This is a genomic window from Desulfoluna sp. (assembly GCF_030145185.1).
Lineage (GTDB): Bacteria > Desulfobacterota > Desulfobacteria > Desulfobacterales > Desulfolunaceae > Desulfoluna.
In genome coordinates this window covers 1-18,781 of record NZ_JAQYWB010000061.1, presented here as the reverse complement: position 1 = coordinate 18,781, position 18,781 = coordinate 1, and the positions used below count along the sequence as shown (strand labels likewise).

The 18,781-nt window shown below is 57.8% G+C and carries 13 protein-coding genes; 4 read left to right on the top strand and 9 right to left on the bottom strand.

Features of this window, described 5'->3' with window-relative positions; genetic code table 11:
- Nucleotides 1-71 precede the first annotated feature (71 nt).
- Both Q1Q75_RS17370 and Q1Q75_RS17365 read left to right on the top strand, forming a co-directional pair.
- Nucleotides 72-1,745: a ShlB/FhaC/HecB family hemolysin secretion/activation protein gene (locus Q1Q75_RS17370; protein WP_300673183.1), complete on the top strand. Its 1,674-nt coding sequence runs from the start codon at nt 72-74 to the stop codon at nt 1,743-1,745.
- A 511-nt stretch (nt 1,746-2,256) separates the two neighbouring features.
- Nucleotides 2,257-2,994 (top strand): hypothetical protein, encoded by a 738-nt coding sequence (locus Q1Q75_RS17365; protein ID WP_300673181.1) that lies wholly within the window; start codon nt 2,257-2,259, stop codon nt 2,992-2,994.
- A gap of 69 nt (nt 2,995-3,063) precedes the next feature.
- Here Q1Q75_RS17365 and Q1Q75_RS17360 read toward each other — a convergent pair whose 3' ends face one another.
- The 6 genes from Q1Q75_RS17360 to Q1Q75_RS17335 form a co-directional block, all read right to left on the bottom strand.
- Entirely contained in the window at nt 3,064-4,908 is a 1,845-nt protein-coding gene (locus tag Q1Q75_RS17360) for a DUF4105 domain-containing protein (RefSeq protein ID WP_300673179.1), read from the bottom strand.
- Between the two features lie 67 nt (nt 4,909-4,975).
- Nucleotides 4,976-5,440 (bottom strand): DUF3015 family protein, encoded by a 465-nt coding sequence (locus Q1Q75_RS17355; protein WP_300673176.1) that lies wholly within the window; start codon nt 5,438-5,440, stop codon nt 4,976-4,978.
- A 354-nt stretch (nt 5,441-5,794) separates the two neighbouring features.
- Nucleotides 5,795-7,546 (bottom strand): CsgG/HfaB family protein, encoded by a 1,752-nt coding sequence (locus Q1Q75_RS17350; RefSeq protein ID WP_300673174.1) that lies wholly within the window; start codon nt 7,544-7,546, stop codon nt 5,795-5,797.
- Between the two features lie 18 nt (nt 7,547-7,564).
- Nucleotides 7,565-8,233 carry a PilZ domain-containing protein gene (locus tag Q1Q75_RS17345; protein WP_300673172.1) on the bottom strand — a complete coding sequence of 223 codons (669 nt, stop codon included), beginning with the start codon at nt 8,231-8,233 and terminating at the stop codon, nt 7,565-7,567.
- Between the two features lie 177 nt (nt 8,234-8,410).
- Complete coding sequence (locus Q1Q75_RS17340; RefSeq protein WP_300673170.1) at nt 8,411-9,829, bottom strand: MFS transporter; 1,419 nt, start codon at nt 9,827-9,829, stop codon at nt 8,411-8,413.
- A gap of 60 nt (nt 9,830-9,889) precedes the next feature.
- Entirely contained in the window at nt 9,890-10,285 is a 396-nt protein-coding gene (locus Q1Q75_RS17335; protein ID WP_366945248.1) for a thioesterase family protein, read from the bottom strand.
- A 435-nt stretch (nt 10,286-10,720) separates the two neighbouring features.
- On the opposite strand from Q1Q75_RS17335, the gene Q1Q75_RS17330 reads away from it, so the two are divergent.
- Nucleotides 10,721-12,973, top strand: coding sequence for a vitamin B12-dependent ribonucleotide reductase (locus tag Q1Q75_RS17330; protein WP_300673166.1), 2,253 nt, complete (start codon nt 10,721-10,723; stop codon nt 12,971-12,973).
- Nucleotides 12,974-13,168: 195 nt separating this feature from the next.
- Here the strand turns inward: Q1Q75_RS17330 and nadB are convergent, their stop codons facing one another.
- Nucleotides 13,169-14,809, bottom strand: coding sequence for an L-aspartate oxidase (gene nadB / locus Q1Q75_RS17325; RefSeq protein ID WP_300673164.1), 1,641 nt, complete (start codon nt 14,807-14,809; stop codon nt 13,169-13,171).
- Nucleotides 14,810-15,003: 194 nt separating this feature from the next.
- Nucleotides 15,004-15,636 carry a TIGR04211 family SH3 domain-containing protein gene (locus Q1Q75_RS17320; RefSeq protein ID WP_300673162.1) on the bottom strand — a complete coding sequence of 211 codons (633 nt, stop codon included), beginning with the start codon at nt 15,634-15,636 and terminating at the stop codon, nt 15,004-15,006.
- 478 nt (nt 15,637-16,114) lie between these two features.
- Here Q1Q75_RS17320 and Q1Q75_RS17315 point away from each other — a divergent pair, with 478 nt between their 5' ends.
- Nucleotides 16,115-16,543, top strand: coding sequence for a DUF1178 family protein (locus tag Q1Q75_RS17315; RefSeq protein ID WP_300673160.1), 429 nt, complete (start codon nt 16,115-16,117; stop codon nt 16,541-16,543).
- Here Q1Q75_RS17315 and Q1Q75_RS17310 read toward each other — a convergent pair.
- Entirely contained in the window at nt 16,540-18,726 is a 2,187-nt protein-coding gene (locus tag Q1Q75_RS17310) for an ATP-dependent RecD-like DNA helicase (RefSeq protein ID WP_300673158.1), read from the bottom strand. The two genes, Q1Q75_RS17315 and Q1Q75_RS17310, sit on opposite strands and share 4 nt — an antisense overlap.
- Nucleotides 18,727-18,781 lie beyond the last annotated feature (55 nt).

Sequence of the window (18,781 nt, the reverse complement as noted above, 5' to 3'; positions counted from 1 at the left end):
GTTTAAAACAATTGATAAATTGGATTAACCAGCAACCAGAGACAATCGGCTCTGAAAGATAGATTGTATTTATGAAGACGTATGTTGCAGCAGGCATGATGGCAGTCGTTCTGGCTTTTGCGGGGACGGTGGTTGCGGCTCCTCCGTCCCCGGCGGACGTGGACCAGAACCGGGAGTCGATTCAGGATTACTATCGCACCGAAAAGCGGTTGAAGGATGCGACGCGCGCCAAAGAGGCACCGGACGCGGTGGCGGTTCCCGAAGAAGGCCCCGCGCCGACACGAAAAGGGGGGAGCCGAACCCTTCAGGTGACGGAGTTTATAACGGACCCGTCGGAGATTCTCACCACGGAGGAGATTGCGGCGGTCACGAGGCCCCTTGAGGGGCGCCTGGTCACCGTGGATGAACTCCTGGATGCCGTAGAGAGGTTGAACGCACTCTACCGGGAGAAGGGGTTTGTGACGGCTCGGGCCATTCTTCCTCCCCAGACGGTGGAAAAGGGCGTGGTGAGGCTTCGGCTGGTGGAGGGCCGGGTTGGGGCTGTGCGCATCGACGGAACCCGTGATATGCGGGAGGATTACCTTCGAAACAGCCTGACCCTGGTCCCGGGAGACCTGGTGCGGGTGGATCGGCTGGAAACGGATCTTCGCCGATTTATGGCGGTCAATCAAACCCCCCTCATGTCCGAGATGGTTCCCGGAAAGGGCTTCGGCACCACGGATCTGGTGATTCACGTCAAGGAGCCCAAGCGGGTGGAGGCCCATGTGCTTGCGGACAACCTCGGCCGGGAGAACACCGGCGAGCAGAGGGCTGGCGTGGGCATGACCGTCCGGAATATTCTGGGGGTTGCCGACTCCGCCAGCATGGAGTGGACCGAGTCCACGGGGAGTCGGAGTGTTCATCTGGAGTATGGGGTTCCCTTTAATTACCGTGGGACTCGCCTGTCCCTGTTGTATGATGAGGGGGATGTCGAGATCAAGAAGGGGGAGTTCCGGGACCTGAACCTGAAGGGGGATTCCCGGACCCTGGGGATGAGCGTCAGCCATCTCCTGTGGGCTGGAGCGCGTTCTCAGATGACCGCATTCACCAGCGCCCAGCTGAAGGAATCGGAAAGTGACTCCAACGGGTTTACCCTCTACACCTCCCGGGTGCACGATTACAGCGGAGGGCTTGACTGGCAGCGGTTTGACGAGGGGGGGCTCTGGATGACTCATCAGGAGGTGACCCGTGGTTTTGCCCTCCATGGCAGCCGGGACAACTTCTGGACCCTGAAGGGCCATCTGCTACGCTTTCAACAGCTTCCGGATGAAATGACCCTTTTGCTTAAGGGGACGTATCAACTCTCGAATACCCATCTGCTTCCCTCCTCAGATCAGTTCCAGCTGGGGGGGATGGCCACGGTTCGTGGGTATGATGAGGGGCTGCTCGTGGGGGACCGGGGGTATCTGATGAGCGCCGAGCTGGAGTACCCCCTTCCGCTGGAGGATGCGACGTTTTATGGCCGGCCCGCAAGGGAGCAGCTCCGGGGGCTTCTTTTCGTGGACCATGGCGGGGCTTTTCCTTTTAAGGGCAACGGGCAGGGGGTCGACGCCAATGATTACCTGACCAGTTTCGGGACGGGGCTGCGGTTGGCGTTGGGTGAGCGACTCTCCGGGCGGCTGATTATTGCCATTCCCGTCGGTCATCAGGAGGACCTCCGACACGAAGCGCGTATTCACTTTACTCTTCATGCGGAGCTCTTGTGATGCGTCCGTATTCGCATGAGGGGTGAGTGGAAAGAAACATGGAACGTGGGGAGATGTGCCGAAGGGCCGTCTCCCTTTTTTTGTCTGTCAAGGGAGTGCTTTATTGCTCATCTGTTCCGTAAACAGTGGTTGTGTGGTTTGATTTTTTTGCTTTTTTCAGTTTAAATGGTCGACTCTTTTTTTGCGGTAATGCTTGTCTTTCAAGGAAGTAACACCTTGCTGCTGACGCTTTTGTCTGTTCCGAGGAGAATAATATTGGCCTTTTTTTAACTTTTTTTGAGGCTGAATTCAGGTGTAAAAATGATGGGGCTATGTGCCAGGGCAGAAGGTGATGAATCGTACGCGTCGGATGGATGAGGCGGATGATTCATCGATGGCCGTGGCTTTTGACGGCAGTGGAGAAGAACCGGCGGGTGACTGCCTGGCGTCTTTGTGAAAGGGTCCATCCGGTGGGGGGTGGGCTGTTATTTAATGTATGATCTTTTGGAGGTTTGTTTTGAGGAAACGGTGTATGAATGGGAAAAGATTGGCGACCATCATGGTTCTTTTTGTATCCAGCATGCTGCTTTCAGGCTGCGCGTCCACCTGGGTTCAAAAAGACCCGGACTGGATGAATAAAAAAAATGTCCCGGTGCTTGTGGGGCACTACAGTGTGTCCAGTGACGGCGGCGCCGATGTGATCGATCTGGCCAAGCAGGTAGCCGGTGGGCATTCCTTTGGGGATGTGGGCATGGATACCTACAAGGAGATGAAAAAAGCCCTGGCTCCCTTCGGCTTTGATCTGAAGACCGATCAGCGTCGGGCAAAGAAGCTTGAGCATATGAAAGACCTGAAAACCGGAAGCAGCAAGGTGGACGCCTTACTCGACAGCCTGACCTGTGAATGGCATCATCCGGCAACTGCCAACCGAGAGTTTCACCATATTATGGCCGGGACCTCGCTGCGGAAGACGGTGGTGAACAAGATGAAAGGCTCCAATAAAAAGGAGGCTTTCCTCTCTGCCCATTTGAAAATTGAAGATCAGGACCAGTACCTTCTTTTCAAACGGTATCGTGTGGTGCTGGGGATTCAGATTCTCGACCAGAAGGGCGATGCCATCTTCCAGGCAAAAGCCGAAGGGTTTACCGGCCTCTCCTTCCTGAGAAATCCCTGGGATGAAAAACGGATCCAGAAGGCCCTGGCCACTGCGTTGAGCACGATGCAGACGGTTGAGGTGAAGCCCAAGGTTTCGAGGTTTTCATCGCTGTAAGCGATGACCTGATGGCCTGATTTAATATGACGGGGAGATACGCAAAAGGCGTGTCTCCCCGTTTTTTATTTAAAAATAGTGATGCCAGGAGAGGGCGGTTTCCCAGGCGTGGTGGCTGTCGACATCGGTCCGGGAGAGGGAGAGGCCGATGCGATTGTTGCGATTGAGCGTCAGGTTGTTTTCGAAGGCCAGGCGGGACTCGGTGGTGTCGTCGGGCAGGCGACGGGCAAGGTGGCCGGAGAGCAGCATGCGCCAGCGGTCCGTGGGGGAGAGGAGGACCCCGGAGTAGAGCCCGGCTCCCAGGGCGGCGCCTTTGTCGAGGCCGTCCGAGGCGAGGAGCTCGGCTTCGGGCAGGAAAAAGAAGAGACTCTCATCTGAAAGGTTCCAGGCCATGCCGGTGGCGGCGCTCAGGGAGTAAGCACCCTTCAGGGCTCCGGTGGCGGTCATTCGCTTTTCATACCCTGCGTGAAAGGTCCAGGAGAGGGGACGGATGAATGCGTTTCGGGGGGAGAGGGAGAGGATGTCCAGGAGGGTGAAGGCCTGGAGGTTCAGATCCCCTTTGTCGTTGTCGAAGCGGGCCCGGGCGTGAAGGAACTCGATCTGAATGCCTTCACGTTTCGTGTAATCGGTGTTGAGCAGGTTGGTGAAGGCCGGGGTGATGGCGAACTCTTCAAAGCTGTCTCCGTCGCGGGTTCCGATGGTGGCGGAGATTCGGGCCGCGTCATGGCCTGTGGTGGGCTCAGGGGGCGCTTCCACGGCTTTTTCGTCTGGTGTTCCCTTGCCTAAGTTTTTGCGGGCCTTGAGGGTGCCGAGGAAGAGGGGCCTGAACGCGGCCTGTGAGAGTTTTCCCTTGGCACGCCGGTAGCGGGCCACATCGGAGACCAGATCGAGGGTGATGCGCTTGGTCTTCTCGGGCAGGTCCATGGCGAGAAAGGCCTTTGGGTCGAGGGTGCCGTCGCTGAGGTCCTGGGCCAGGCCGATTTCGGTGTGGGAAAGACGCCCGATCCCTGCCTGAATACGGCTTCCGATGGAGGGTCGGTAGCGGGCTTCGGTGATGAGTCCCGCCTTCTGCATGGCCTTGATGGTGTCGATGGGAATGACGGTCAGCCCTTTTTCATGGGTGAGGGAAAGGCCCGGGCGTGCCGTTTCGAGAAGGAACTGGAGCATGTAGGAGCAGTTTTTGTCAAAAAAGTAGTAGTAGCTGTAGCTCTCCTTCAGCTCCAGGATGTGAAGGACCATGCGCCGGGTCTCTTCGGGGGTGAGGGTCAGGGGGTATTCCCAGATGTCCCTTTGGGCCATGTCCCCGTACTCCTGAATTTTTTTGTAGTAGGGGAGGATGGAGTAGTACCCCTTAAAGGAGCCGGCAATGCCCTTGAACATGTAAGAGATGGGGTTGTGGCTGTCCGGCATGGCGGCGTAGTTGATGGCATCGGCCAGGACCGGGGTTTGGTAGTCGGACTCAATGGTCAGGAAGGTGTGACCGAACATGGAGGCCGGATTGTTGAGATGGTAGGTGGGAAAGACCAGGCTCGCCGAGGAGGGTTCAAGCCTCTCTGCTTCCTCACAGACCAGGGGGGGCGTGTCGATGACATCGGCCAGCTGCTCATACACCCAGGTGTAGCGGGCAATGAATCGGCAGATGGGGCGCTCGCTCGGGGTGGCCCCCCAAAAGGTGCGGATGAGCGCCGTCAATTCTGCGTCGGCATCCGTTTGTCCCGTCTCGGCCAGAAAGAAGGCGGGATCGTCTATGTAGCTTTGATAGGGACGGATGTTTTGCGGGCAGTGGAGCAGGGTGCGCCAGTAGGGGGCCTCAGACAATCGCCTGTTTCGGGCGATGTGAACGAGCTGTTCGGTATCGACGTCCGCGGCTTTTGCGAAACGCGGGGCGGGAATCAAGGCAGCGAGAACCAGCAAAAAAACCCCCGCCATTCGACAAAGTGCGGCCGAATGGCGGGGGTGATAATCAGAGGCAGATAGGGGATTAAATCTGTGCAAGAACGCCTCGGATGGACTGTGAAACGGCAAGGTCCTCTACGCCGGTGGCGGGGTAGATGGTGTCGAAGTTTGCCTGGAGGGCTTCGCAGGCAGAGGCCTTATCAGCACCTGAAACCTGGGCGATTTCCATCAGAGCGTCGAGGCTTTCCCCGTTGCCGGTGGCGATGTCTACGGCCAGGTTGTCCATGTTATCGGCAACAAAGATATCCATACGCTCGTTGCTGGCGAAGGTAGCGGGCTTCTCACATCCCAGAGTACCGGAAGAGATACCGAAGGTCTGGTTTCCACTGGTTCCGTTCAGGGAGGTGCCGAGGATATTCCAGGCAAGACCGGTTTTTTCGCCAATGAGTTCTTTGCCGAGGCCACATCCACAGTTTTCAGTTACGGTGGCTGCGTAAGAGGTGCCGGAGAACACCACGAGGGCTCCAAGAGCTACAATCCATTTTTTCATGATCAATCCTTTCAGTGCATCAGTAAGTTATGACGTCGCCTTATGGCCTGAGCTTTTTGTGGGGCGGCGCATCGCTCAAAGAGCATCGGCGTAACCTTTCCCCATTTCTCAAAACGTCAATGAGGATTTAACCTATAGTCAATTTTGATGCAAATTTCTATGAAATAAATCACACCCTTTGTTTCCGTGACAGACCCTGATCGAGTGTTGATACTTTGGGACGGCTGCGCAGGGGCACCGAAAGGCCATCTGCGAAACGGAGATAGAATAATGGGGCCTTAAAAATTGCCTCCAAGAGGGCCACCGGAGGCAATTTTTATCATTTCACTGCGCTTTTATTTCTAAGGCGGACGGTCAGTCCCAGGCAGATGGGAGCAGCGTCTCCTCCATGAACAGTCGCGTGGCGGACAGGACCTCGCCGGTCTCCACGCGGATGAGTCGAAGCATCACGTCGGCACGGGAGCCCGTCTGGATGACGCGGCCGGTCATCAGCAATGAGGCACCGGTCAGGCGTCCGGCTTCCGCCGCGGTCTCTTCATCCATGAGTCCGGAGAGGCCCAGTTTGATCTCGCTGATGAGGGCCGAGGTGTTCTCTCGCTCCACCACGGTGAATTGCGGATGACGGGTGGCGGCGATCAGGAGGGCCGAGGTGAGGTATTCTCCATCGGTTTTGGAGAGGGCTGAGGCCAGGGGAAGGATGGCGGTGGCGGGTTTGTCGGCCAGGGAAATGGCGGCGTAGTCGGCCAACTGGGTGACCGCCTTTTTGAAAAGGTCTTCGGTGATTTTTTCCGGTTTTTCGGTGCCGGGAACGGCTTCAAAATAGTCGTTGTCTGTGGGGTCGGCGGGGGACGCCAGGAGGTGGCTTAATTCTCTTCGGGTGATGTTGATGATCACCGCTTCGAGTTTGTCTGAGGTGAAGTTGGCACCGGTGTGGTGGCTGACGCTTCCAGGCGCACCGCCCTCGCTCTCGCCCCGCTCCCCATAGGTGAGGAAAATGTAGGCTCCGCCGGTGAGCTGGGAGATCTGCCTCAGGATGAACTCCCCGTCAATGGACAGCCCGCCCGTTCCCACGGAAAAGATTTTGATCCCTTTTTCCCGGGCTGTACGGGCCGCATCGAGGTAGGTGAAGGACTGCGGGTAGTCGAGGTGCGGGGGAGCGTCGGTGATGGCAAAGGCGAGGCGGACGCCCTCGTCGCTCCAGTCCATCTCGTCGATCCCTTTTTGCAGGGCGCTCTCAAGGTCTTCCGGGGTGTCTCCGCCTCCTTCGGCACGGACGGCGTTCAGTTGACTCCGGAAGGCCTCCAGCTCGGGCGTGAAAGGAATGACCTGGGTGACATAGGCATCGCCTTGGTCTCGGTACAGCACCATGCCGTATCGGATGAGGGGCTTGGCGGGGAGTTGGGAGAGATTGAGGTTGATGAGGTCGATGCTGGTTTTCAGCCGGTTGATCTCCTCCCCCATGCTGCCGGTGGTGTCCAGGATAAACAGGAGGTCTAAGGGGACGGCGGCGGGCAGGGTCCGCGGCGTGTCCAGGGTCACCGTCACTTCACGTTTTCCGTGGCGGGCCAGGGTGATTTTTTTTGTGGTCTGGTTGTAAATGAAGGTCGCTTCAAGGGTCTCCCCAGGCCCTGCATAGAGGGACGGGTAGGTGCGGAAGATGCCGTCTGCGGTGGTTTTGCCTCTGTCGATGACCTCTCCTCCCCGGGCGATTTTGACGGTGCAGTCGGGGAGGGATAGACCCTCTGCATCCAGGACTGTCAGGGTGATGCGTTCGCTGACATCGGCGGAACGGTGGGGGGTCTCCTTGTAGGTCTCAAGAAACCCCAGGAAGAGGTTGAACTGGCGGTTGTCGTCGGCGTAAGCCGCCTTCAAGCCCGAAGCGGAAGGGGCGGATGAGGCTGATGAGGCGGTATGTCCTCGTTTTCGGGTAGATCGCTTTGTCTTTAGGGCCCATGTCGGGGCACTTTCCTCGTCAAGGGCCATGCCGACGACGGGGCTCTCCTTGCTCTCTGGGAGGGGGGCTTTGGGGATGGGTCTGTTGCTCTGGAGGGCGGTGCACCCCCAGGTGAGGAGGATGAGGCAAAGAAGGGGGGCGAGTCGTTTCATGGGCGATCTCCTGATGGGCTAAGGGGCCGTTTGGATTTGGGTAATCGTGGCAATGTAATGATCAATCCGTTTGACAAGATCCCTGTCGGGGTTGACGAACTCAATCCCCATGGCGATGCGTTCCCTGTCAATGGTGGTGTTGCACACCTGGCCGGTGACGGCCTGAAGTCCATCGATTCCCAAGAGCGGAAACAGGAGCTCCATGGTATCTATGAGTCGAATTTGTCGTGCCTGAAGGGTGGCGGGCAGCCGGATGATGAATCGGCAGCCTCCCTGACTGATATCGATGATGTTTCCCTTGATCCGGCGTGTGTCCACGTGAGCCGTCGCCGGAATAAAACAACTTACACGACTGCTTTTGCGGACGTCTATGTTTTGGATCACAGAGGGGTAGGAGATAAAAATAAGACGGTCGGGCTGGTGGATGTGATCGATGATGGAAGACGTAAAACCGTATTCATTTCCCAGGCTCATGTAGCTCACGGCAAGGAGTGCCTCCTTTTGGACCCGGTCCATGAATTCTACCGGGAGGTCCAGGCGAACGATGAGGTATTCCAGGGGTTCAAGGCCCACAAGGACTCCTTTGACAGGTGCCTCGGTTCCCTCCAACATAAATCTCATGGAACTTCCGAGCTCGATGTTGAGCCGGATGCCCTGGGTGTCCCGTGACAGGTTCAGCGTTTCCATGATGCCTTCTCCTTCATGCTCGGGTGAGAATATCCAGTTAATATCTATTTAAAACACAGGCTTCTCATGTTGACAATGGAAGATAGGGAGGGGGGGGTGATCGGCTATCGGCCACCCCGTGCGCATTCGCATTTGGCTTTCAGGGTGGCTCGTCTGGCCGTGGGTCTGTTTTTTGTCCTACTTTGCGTTGGGTTCAGGACCTCGCTGCCAGGCGAGGAGGCTCCCAATGGCTGCCGTGGCCGCACCGCAGAAGAGGGCATAGCGGAAGGCGGCGAGAAAGGGGGCTTCCATGGCCGGGGTGTAGGTGGAGAGGCCGTTGGCCCCGGAGAGGGCCGTGTAGGTGTGGTTGAAGACGGCTCCGGCCAGGGCGACGCCCATGACCATCCCCAGGTTTCGGGCGGCTCCTACCACGCTGCTGGCCACTCCGCGCCGGATGGGAGGGACCGAGCTCATGATGGTGGTGCTGTTGGGGGGGAGAAACAAAGCGATACCAAGCCCGGACAGGGCCAGTTTAAAAGCGATGGGGGGAAAGGCGGTGACCTGTGTCGGCCAGGCCAGAAGGGCCAGGGCGAGGCTTAAGATGGCCATGCCCGTGACGCAGAGGATCCGTGAGCCGATGCGGTCGGCCAGGGCCCCGGAGAGGGGGGGGACGACAAAGAGCAGGGCAAAGGGGATCATCATGACGGTGCCCACCTGGGCTTCGGAGTAGCCCATGGGAAAGATCAGGTAAAAGGGCATGAGAAAGACCATGGTGAACAGGGCCGTGTAGAGAGAGATGGCCGAGAGCACCGGAAGCCGAAAGCTCCGCTCGTCGAAGAGACGGGGTTCCAGCACGGGGTGGGAGACCCGTTTTTCCTGGAGGATGAACAGAACGGTGAGGACGATGCCGGCGCCGGTGAGGCCCAGGACGCGGACGGATCCATACCCCCAGGTGTGGCCGTGGGTGAGGCCGGTGAAGAGGGTGCCGCAGGCCAGGGCGATGAGAAGCCCGCCCAGGAGGTCAAAGGGTTCGTCGCGTCGGATGTCGGCTTCCGTTCCTTTGAGGATTCGCCAGGAAAGAACCGCCACGGTGAGGCCCACGGGGATGTTGACGGCAAAGATCATCCACCACTCGAAGTGGCTGAGAATAAATCCGCCGATGACCGGCCCAGAGGTCAACCCTGCAGCCACCACGGTGGCGATGGAGCCAAGGGCTCGGCCCCGCTCTGTTTCGGGGAAGGCATCCACGATGAGGGCCTGGCTGCAGGACATGATCATGGCGGCCCCGGTGCCCTGGAGGGTCCGGGCCGCGATCAGGGCTCCCACGCTCGGGGAGAGGGCGCACAGAAGAGAGGAGGTGGTGAACAGGGCGTGGCCGGTGACGAGAATGCGTCGCCGCCCCAGAATGTCACTTAATCGCCCGAAGCTTAAGATCAGCGCGGTAAAGGCGATGAGGTAGCTCAGGACCACCCACTCAATGGTCAGCAGGGTGGTGTCCAGTTTGCCCATGAGGGTGGGCAGGGCCACGTTGACAATGCTGGAGTCCAGGGTGGACATGAAGGTCCCGGTGGTCACCAGCGCAAATACCGTCCATTTTCCGGGGGATTGATCTCTCATTGCTGCTCACTCGATGCGTGGAAGGAAAATTTAAAGAATCAGGAGGTCTGTCAGTGGCGGTTAGGCTGCAAAGGGTTCGAGCATCTCTCGAATGTCGCCCTCGACGGGCAGGGCGCGGCCTTCGGTGCCGGCGATGACAAAGGTCACATCCGCCTCCACCACCGTGATGTCGGTCCCCTTCTTGGTCATCTTCTGCTTGAGGGTACAGCTTTTACCGCCGAACCGGGTAATGCAGCTGGCAATTTCGATGGTGTCCCCGATGGTGGCGGGGCTTTTGTAGTTGATGTTGATGTTGACGACGAAAAAGGAGTATCCTTTGGCCGCCAGAGTGCCCAGATACGCATCAAAGAGTTCCCACCGGGCCTCTTCGATAAATTCAAGGTAGCGGGCGTTGTTGACATGCCCGTAAACATCCAGATGATACCCTCTGACTTTGATTTCTGTGTTATTTTTCATCGCGCTCTCCGTGGTCGTCATTTTTTTATTATGTTGGGGTGGCTCCTGAATGGCAGGGCCTGTAATTGTGTGTTGTCTCGGTAAATTGAGAACGATACCAGTCGGTCGAAATGATGTCAATGCCGCAACATGAGCTAAAAATTACACTTGACGCCACAACATGTTGTGCTAAAATTTCAAATGAAGCAGCTGAGCCCATCCAGAGTCGGCCGGTGTTCCCGGAGGCGTTTTCCTGACAACACCTATCTACAATACAAAAAGAGCGGTTTGAAAGGTCAGAGAGGCAAAAAAACAGGCCTGTGTCCTTCTTTCCGTTCGTGTGCCTTGGGGAACCGGGACGTTGGTTCCTTCCGGCAGGCCGCTGGCGCTTTGTCGATGGCATCCTCAGCATGAATCTATGACAAAATTTTGATCCCCACGTACGATGGAGAGAGCATGACAGTGAAAGTGGAAGAGGTGAGCATGAAAGAGGGCAGCACGTTTCATATATCGGAGAACACACGTACCGTTCTGGAAAGACGGTATCTGAAAAAGGACACCGAGGGGGCTCTTCAGGAGACACCGGCAGAGCTTTTCAGGCGTGTGGCTACCCACATTGCTGAGGCGGAAGGGCTGTATGAGGAGGGCCTCGAATCTTCGGAGGTCGCCGAGGCCTTTTATCGCCTGATGACGGACTTTACCTTTCTTCCCAACTCACCCACGCTGATGAATGCGGGCAACAAGCTGGGCCAGCTGGCGGCCTGTTTCGTGCTGCCCGTGGAGGACAGCCTGGATGGGATTTTTGATGCGGTGAAGAACGCGGCCGTCATCCACAAATCAGGCGGCGGAACCGGCTTCTCTTTTTCCCGCCTCCGGGCCAAGAATTCTCGGGTGGGGACCACCGGCGGCGTCGCCTCGGGGCCGGTGTCCTTTATGAAGATCTTTAACACCGCCACAGAGCAGGTGAAACAGGGCGGCACCCGGCGTGGGGCCAATATGGCCATTTTGCGGGTCGATCATCCCGATATTCTCGAGTTTATTGCCTGCAAGGCGGACAACGCGGCCCTGAATAATTTTAATATTTCGGTGGGGGTGACCGACGCTTTTATGCGGGCGGTGCGCGATGGGGGGACGTATGAGTTGATCGACCCGCGGGACGGCAAGGCTCTGGAATCCCTGAACGCTCAGGAGGTGTACGAGACGCTGATTCATCAGGCATGGTTCAACGGAGACCCCGGCATCATCTTTCTGGATCGGATCAATCGGGACAACCCCACCCCGGGGATCGGTGAAATAGAGTCCACCAACCCCTGCGGGGAGCAGCCCCTGTTGCCCATGGAGGCCTGCAATCTGGGCTCTATCAACCTCTCGAAGTGCGTCACGACCGCGGGCAATAAAACACGGGTCGATTTTGAGGCCCTGAAAGAGGCGGTATGGCTCGCCGTTCGGTTCCTGGACGATACCCTCGAGATGAGCCAGTATCCGCTGGCTGAGATTGATGCCATGGTCAAGGGCAACCGGAAAATCGGCTTGGGGGTCATGGGGTTTGCCGATCTCCTCTTTATGATGGGGGTCCCCTACAACTCGGAGGACGCGGTGGCTCTGGCTGAGAAGGTGATGGGGTTCGTTCAGGCCGAAGCCCATCACGCCTCCCGGCACCTGGCCGTGACTCGGGGCGTTTTTCCCAACATCGGTCAAAGCGTGTTCGATGGCGATGCGGAGAAGGCGTATCGCAATGCCACCTGTACCACCATCGCCCCGACGGGGACCTTAAGTATCCTTGCCGGATGCTCCAGCGGCATCGAACCTGTGTTTGCCCTCTCTTATGTGCGTCGGGTGATGGACGGTGACGAGCTGATGGAGGGAAACCCCATTTTTGAAGCCATGGCCAAGGCGCGTGGTTTTTACAGTGAAGAGCTGATGGCCCGTATCGCCAAGCAGGGAAGCATCGCTCACATGGCCGAGATCCCGGAGGATGTGAGGCGGGTCTTTGTCACCGCCCATGACATCTCCCCGGAGTGGCATATCCGCATGCAGGCCGCCTTTCAGAACCACACCGACAATGCGGTCTCCAAGACGGTGAACCTGCCCAGAGAGGCCACGGTGGATGATGTGCGGGCGATCTATGACATGGCCTTTGACCTCTGCTGCAAGGGGGTGACCATTTACCGGGACGGGAGCAAGACGGGTCAGGTGCTCTCCGTTTCTGATCAGGGCGGTGACAAGGGCGTTTCCACGCCCTTGCCGCAGGTGCTGGAGCGTCCTGAGCTCCTCGAAGGGTTTACCTCCAGGGTTCGGACTGGCATGGGCCAGCTCTACGTGACGGTGACCGAGATGGAAGGGCGTCCCTTTGAGGTCTTTGCCACCATCGGAAAATCGGGAAAATCCACCACCGCCAAGACCGAGGCCATCGGCCGGCTTATCTCCCTGGCCCTGCGTTCCGGGGTGGAGGTGGATGAGATCATCAACCAGCTCAAAGGGATCTGCGGCGAGCACGCCGTGTTCCAGAAAGGGGGACGGGTTCTCTCCATTCCGGATGCCATCGGTCGTGTGCTGGAGAAACGGTACATGAAGGGCGACAGCCTCTCCAACGGTAAAAAACCGGAAGCCACCTTCCTGGGGGACCTCTGCCCGGATTGCGGCGGCAATGTGACCCACGAAGAGGGCTGCGTGACCTGCCACCTCTGCGGGTATACCAAATGCGGGTAACCAAGGGCTGCGAAGGCTCTTGACCCTCGCTTCTCGGGTCGCTCGCATTCGCGTACGGGCTGCGCCTGTGTGTATGGCTGCCTGTGTGGGGTCGTGTTTAGAATCAGAAAGGGCCATGGATTTATTTCCATGGCCCTTTTGTGTTAGGCGGCTAGAAATAAATAATCATACATAGGCTCGCCGGAGGCACGCTTTTTACATATGAGTCAGGGTGCGTTTGAGGACGGTTTCCCTCAGCCATTCGGCGTCATTTTTTTCGGGGCAGTTGATGGTGTAGTGCAGCCCTCGGGATTCGCGGCGTTTCATGGCACTGCGGATGATGAGTTCGGCCACCACGGCGATGTTTCTCAGTTCGATGAGATCCGCGGTGACGCGGAAGTTCCAGTAGTACTCCCGGATTTCGCTCTGGATGTTTTCGATGCGGCTTAAGGCCCTTGAGAGGCGTTTGTCCGAGCGCACCACGCCGACGTAGTTCCACATGAAGCGGCGGATTTCATCCCAGTTGGTGGTGAGAAGGCTCACCTCGTCGCTGTCCGTGGCGCCGACATCGTCCCAGCGGGGGAGTTTGACATCGGTATCTTTCCAGTTTTTGACATCTTCGATGGCCTGTTTTGCGGCGCTGTGGGCGTAGACCAGGGCTTCCAGCAGGGAGTTGCTGGCCAGGCGGTTGGCCCCGTGGAGGCCGGTGCAGGCGGTCTCGCCGATGGCAAACAGGTTTTTTATATCGCTGCGTCCCTCAAGGTCTGTGGCCACGCCGCCGCACATGTAATGGGCTGCAGGCACCACCGGGATGGGGTCCGTGGTCATGTCAAAGCCGAACTTGAGTCCCTGTCGCCAGAGGTTGGGGAACCGTTTTTTTACAAAGTCAGGGTCTTTGTGGGAGATGTCCAGAAAGACGGAGTCGGCGCCGCTGGTTTTGAGCTCGGTGTCGATGGCCCGGGAGACTTTGTCCCGGCAGGCGAGGTCTTTTAAGGGGTCGTATTTCTCCATGAAGGGGTCCCCTTTCTCATTTCGGAGAATGGCCCCTTCGCCGCGGACGGCTTCAGAGATGAGGAAGTTTTTGGCCTCGGGGTGATAGAGACAGGTGGGGTGGAACTGCATAAATTCCATGTTGGCCACGGAGGCCCCTGCCCGCCAGGCCATGGCGATGCCGTCGCCGGTGGCCACGTCCGGGTTGCTGGTGTAGAGGTAGACCTTTCCGGAGCCCCCGCAGGCGAGGACGGTCACCTTGGCCGAGAGGGTTTTTACCGTCTCGGCTTTTTTGTCCAGAACATAGGCCCCGCAGCAGGCGGTGTCCCGGGTGGTGGTGATCATGCCGCTTCTGACCCGGGTGGAGAGGGTGATGAGATCGATGGCGATGTGGTCTTCCAGGAGGGTGATTTGGGGATTTTTCTTTACCTGCGCCACCAGGGCACGTTCGATCTCTCGGCCGGTCATGTCTTCGGCGTGGAGGACGCGCTTTTCGGAGTGGCCGCCCTCACGCCCTAAGTCGTAGGCGGTGCCCGGCGCTTTGTGGGCCTCGTCGTCGCAGAGGCTGAACTGGACGCCCAGGTTGATGAGTTCTTTAACGCGTTCGGGGCCGTGGGTGACGACGTGGTCCACCACCTCCCGGTTGCAGAGGCCGTCCCCGGCTGCGAGGGTGTCCTTGATGTGAAGGTCAAAGGAGTCGATATCGCTTTGAACCGCAGCGACGCCGCCCTGGGCATAGGCGGTGTTGCACTCAGAGACGCCCTTTTTTGTCACCACGGTGACGGAGCCGTGGTCGGCAACGTTCAGGGCAAAGGTCAGTCCGGCGACGCCGGACCCGATAACCAGAAAATCAGAGGTGATGTTCATAAGTTAAAATGCGCATATAGGCTTGAAATCAAGCAGTTGGAGACTCCCACCGAGGGCGTCTGCCGGTATGCGAAACGAAGAGGCCGGCGGTGTCACCTTTCATTCGGTTTCTCCCGGGAGCCCAGGGAAAAAAACGGGCATGCGGGTACCGCATGCCCGTGGGGGACTAAGGTGTCTGTGTGTTACGGGTGGTGCTAATAATAGGTGCTTCGTTTTTTCCGTGAGCTGGATCCGATGAGAAACCCCACAAGCAAAACGCCGCCTCCGGCCAGGAACCAGACCATGTTTTTTTTGGCCAGCCGGTCGTTTAAGATATCGGCTTTCTTGGAGAGGTTGGCGAACTGGTTTTTGGTCTCTTTGTAATCCTCTTCCAGCTGCAGGAAGTTGGTGGATTTCTTTTTCAGCTGCTGGTAGGCCGTCTCGGATGCGGATGCAGATTTCTCCGTGCCGGAGAGCTGGTCTTTGAGGACCGCGTTCTCCTTTTTCAGTTCGTCCAGCTGGTCTTCAAGGCTTGCCTTGTCCTTGACCAGTTTTCGGTGTGTGACTTGAAGTTTATCCAGGAGCACTCCCTTGGTGGGGTTGGGAACCAGCCATTGGGTGAGAACCCAGCCTTCGGCTCCGGTCTCTTCGGTGACTCGGGTCCACTTGTCTCCCTCTTCAAGGACGGTCACGGCGGTGCCGGAGGGGAGCCCTTTCAGGATACTGTATTGGGTTCCCGGGCCGCCTCGGAAGGTGGCGTTGATGCGGTCGGTGATGTACAGGGTCTCAGCAGCGGCCTCTGCGGCAAAGCAGAGAAGGCACGCTGTTAAGAGAGCTTTAATTTTCATGATCAACTCCTGCGCGTTGGGCCCCTCGGATCAAGAGCTCGTGATGGTCGTTGGACCGGGGCTTTTGGGAAAATGATAGCGAACTACCTTTTGGTCTTGTTTACGGGGTTTTATAGTGGTGATCCCGCTGAATAATCATTGGGCCATCCTTATCGGAACCCCCCATTGAACAAACCTGACTCTCAGAGTGATGACTCATCTTCTGAGGATCGGGGGGACATCCACCCTTCAGGATTGTTTACCATATACAAACTCACTACCCCATTGGAAGGAAAAAAATCACTGTTTACCCATGGTTCAAGTATGGTATGTATACCTTTTTCTGTGATGGCCTGAATCTTTTTAGATGCTCGATGTTTGTGTTCATCAGGGTGTGCGGCATGCCTTAGACTTCCAAGGTGCCGATAAAGGGCCATCCTGCGGCATAACCGATGCCCTGTTTTCGATTAATCCTCGCTCCCATCGACACCGGTGACTTATGATAGCTTTTGACCTGCAGTGTGCAAGCGGACATACCTTTGAAGGGTGGTTCGACGACAAGACAGCCTTTGAAACTCAGCAGAAACAGGGGTTGGTGACCTGCCCCTTTTGTGATGACAGCAACGTGTTCATTGTTCCCAGTGCGTTTGCTATTCCCCGGGCGGTGACCTCCTCCAGGGGGCCCCGACAGAACAGTGGCCTTGCCGTGGGGGACATCAGCGCAAAGATTGTGGAATTCATGGAACAGAATTTCGATGACGTGGGGGCCAATTTTGCCAAGGAGGCCCTGAAAATTCATTACGGGGTGACCGAACCCCGTAATATTCGAGGTGTGAGCTCCCCTGAAGAGGAAAAGGTCCTTGAAAAAGAGGGGGTTCCCCTCTTTAAAGTTCCCCTCCCTGCCAAGAAAGGCGTTCAAGATGCTTAGCTCCCCTGCTGCGTCTCCGCGAGGCGCTGGGCGAGGTGGGAGCGACGCAGGTTAGGTCGGTTGTTGGAGAGCGCGATCTCCACGGCGCGTCGGGTCCCGATTAAGATCACCAGCTCTTTGCCGCGTGTCATGGCGGTGTAGAGAAGGTTTCGCTGCAGAAGGGGGTAGTGCTGGGTGGTGACGGGTACCACCACCGCCGGGTATTCCGACCCCTGTGATTTATGGACGCTGATGGCGTAGGCCAGGGTCAGCTCATCCAGCGACTCGGTTTCGTAGGCCACCTTTCTTCCTTCGTAGTTTACTTCGAGGGTTTTTTCTTTTTTATCCACCTCACTGATGATCCCGATATCCCCGTTGAAGACCTCTTTTTCATAATTGTTTTTCAGGTGCATCACCTTGTCTCCTTTGCGGAAGGTCCGTCCCAACGATTGCAGGGCGTCCCCTGTGTCGTTCAAGGCCTTCTGGAGGGCGAGGTTCAGGCTGATGGTGCCCACGTCCCCTTTGTGCATGGGGGTGAGGACCTGGATATCCTCTAACGGAGTAAATCCGTAGGTGGCCGGGATGCGTTTGGCGCAGAGCTCCACCACCCGCTGCATCACCTTGACCGGGTCTGCGGTTTCGATGAAGTAGAATTCCGAGGGGCCCTCTTCCCCTTCCTGGTGCAGATCCGGGAATTCGCCTTTTCGGACCCGGTGGGCGTTCATGATGATGGGGCTCTCCTGGGCCTGTCGGAAGATGCGGGTGAGGGCGTAAGTTTTCAGGCATCCTGAGGCGATGAGATCAGACAGGACGTTTCCCGGCCCCACGGAGGGGAGCTGAAAGATATCGCCCACAAAGACGACGATGGCCGTCACGGGCACGGCATCCAGGAAGCGGTGCATGAGCAGGGTGTCCACCATGGAAACTTCATCGATGATAAAGACGTCCCCGGACAGGGGCTTGTCCCGGTTGTGCTCAAAGGCCCCGGTCTTGAAATCATATTTCAGCAGTTTGTGGAGGGTGGAGGCCTTTTTTTCCGTGACCTCGGTGATGCGGCGTGCCGCCCGGCCGGTGGGGGCTGCCATCACGGTTTCGTGGTGCAGGTGGTCACACAGGGCGGCGATGGAGCGAACCAGGGTGGTTTTTCCGGTGCCCGGCCCGCCGGTGATGACGGCCACCCGGTGGCAGAGGATCTCTTCCAGGGCGAGAAGCTGCTCTTCAGAGAGTTTGATGGCCAGCCGTGTGAGAATGGTTTCAAGGATCTCCTCTCGGGAGATGACAGGGCCTTCTTCGGGAAGGGAGAGCATCATGGCGAGGCGCCTGGCAATGCCCTGTTCGGCCTGGAAGAGCTCCTTGGGGTAGACCGCGTGGATGGTTTCGCTCTCTCGGTCTATCGTCTCGCTGACGATGTGGCCCTGGCGTTGCAACTCGTCCAGGGCCTCGGTCAGGGGCTCGTGTTCCATGTGGTGCTGCTCCATGCAGCGGGTGATGAGGCTCCCCGCCGGCGCAAAGACGTGGCCGTCGGAGGCGAACTGGCCGAGAACAAAGAGGAGGCAGGCGCGGACCCTTCGGGGGGCCTCTTCGGCAATGCCCAGGGTCTGGGCGGCATGGTCCACGGTGGTGAAGTCAATGCCGGTGATGTCGAAGAGCAGGTCAAAGGGGTTGGCGCTGATGCGATCGGTGGCTTTGGCCCCATACTGTTTAATGATCTGGGCGCAGTGGACCACGGGAATGCCGTGCTCTTTTAAAAAGAGGATGAGCCGTTTCACTTCCATCTGGCGGGTGAGGGCCTCCCGCAGGTTCTCAATGGTTTTTTTCCCGAACCCTTTCAGGCCGGTGACTTTCTCCGGCGTGGTCTCAATGACCTCCAGGGTGTCGCTGCCGAAGCGTTCCACGAGGGTTCTGATTTTGGCGTTGGAGAGGCTTTTCACCCCGAGGCGTTTGAGGTAGGTGCGGATCTCTTCCCCGGTCTCCGGAAAAATCATCTCATACTCGGTGATGCGGAACTGGTCGCCGAAGCGAAGGTGCTTTTCCCAGGTGCCGGTCAGGCGAAGGCGGTCCTCGAGGTCAATGCCTGCCAGGGTCCCCACCACCGTGATGGTGACCCCGGTGTCGTCGGTGATGAGATCGGCAATGGTGTAGCTGTTTTCATCGTTTCGGTACCGGATCCGTTTGATGCGTCCGGAGAGGGTGAGGGAATTCATGGGGCTTGCCTTGCTAGGAGATCAGAGTGTCGATGACCCAGCGGACCGCGTCAAA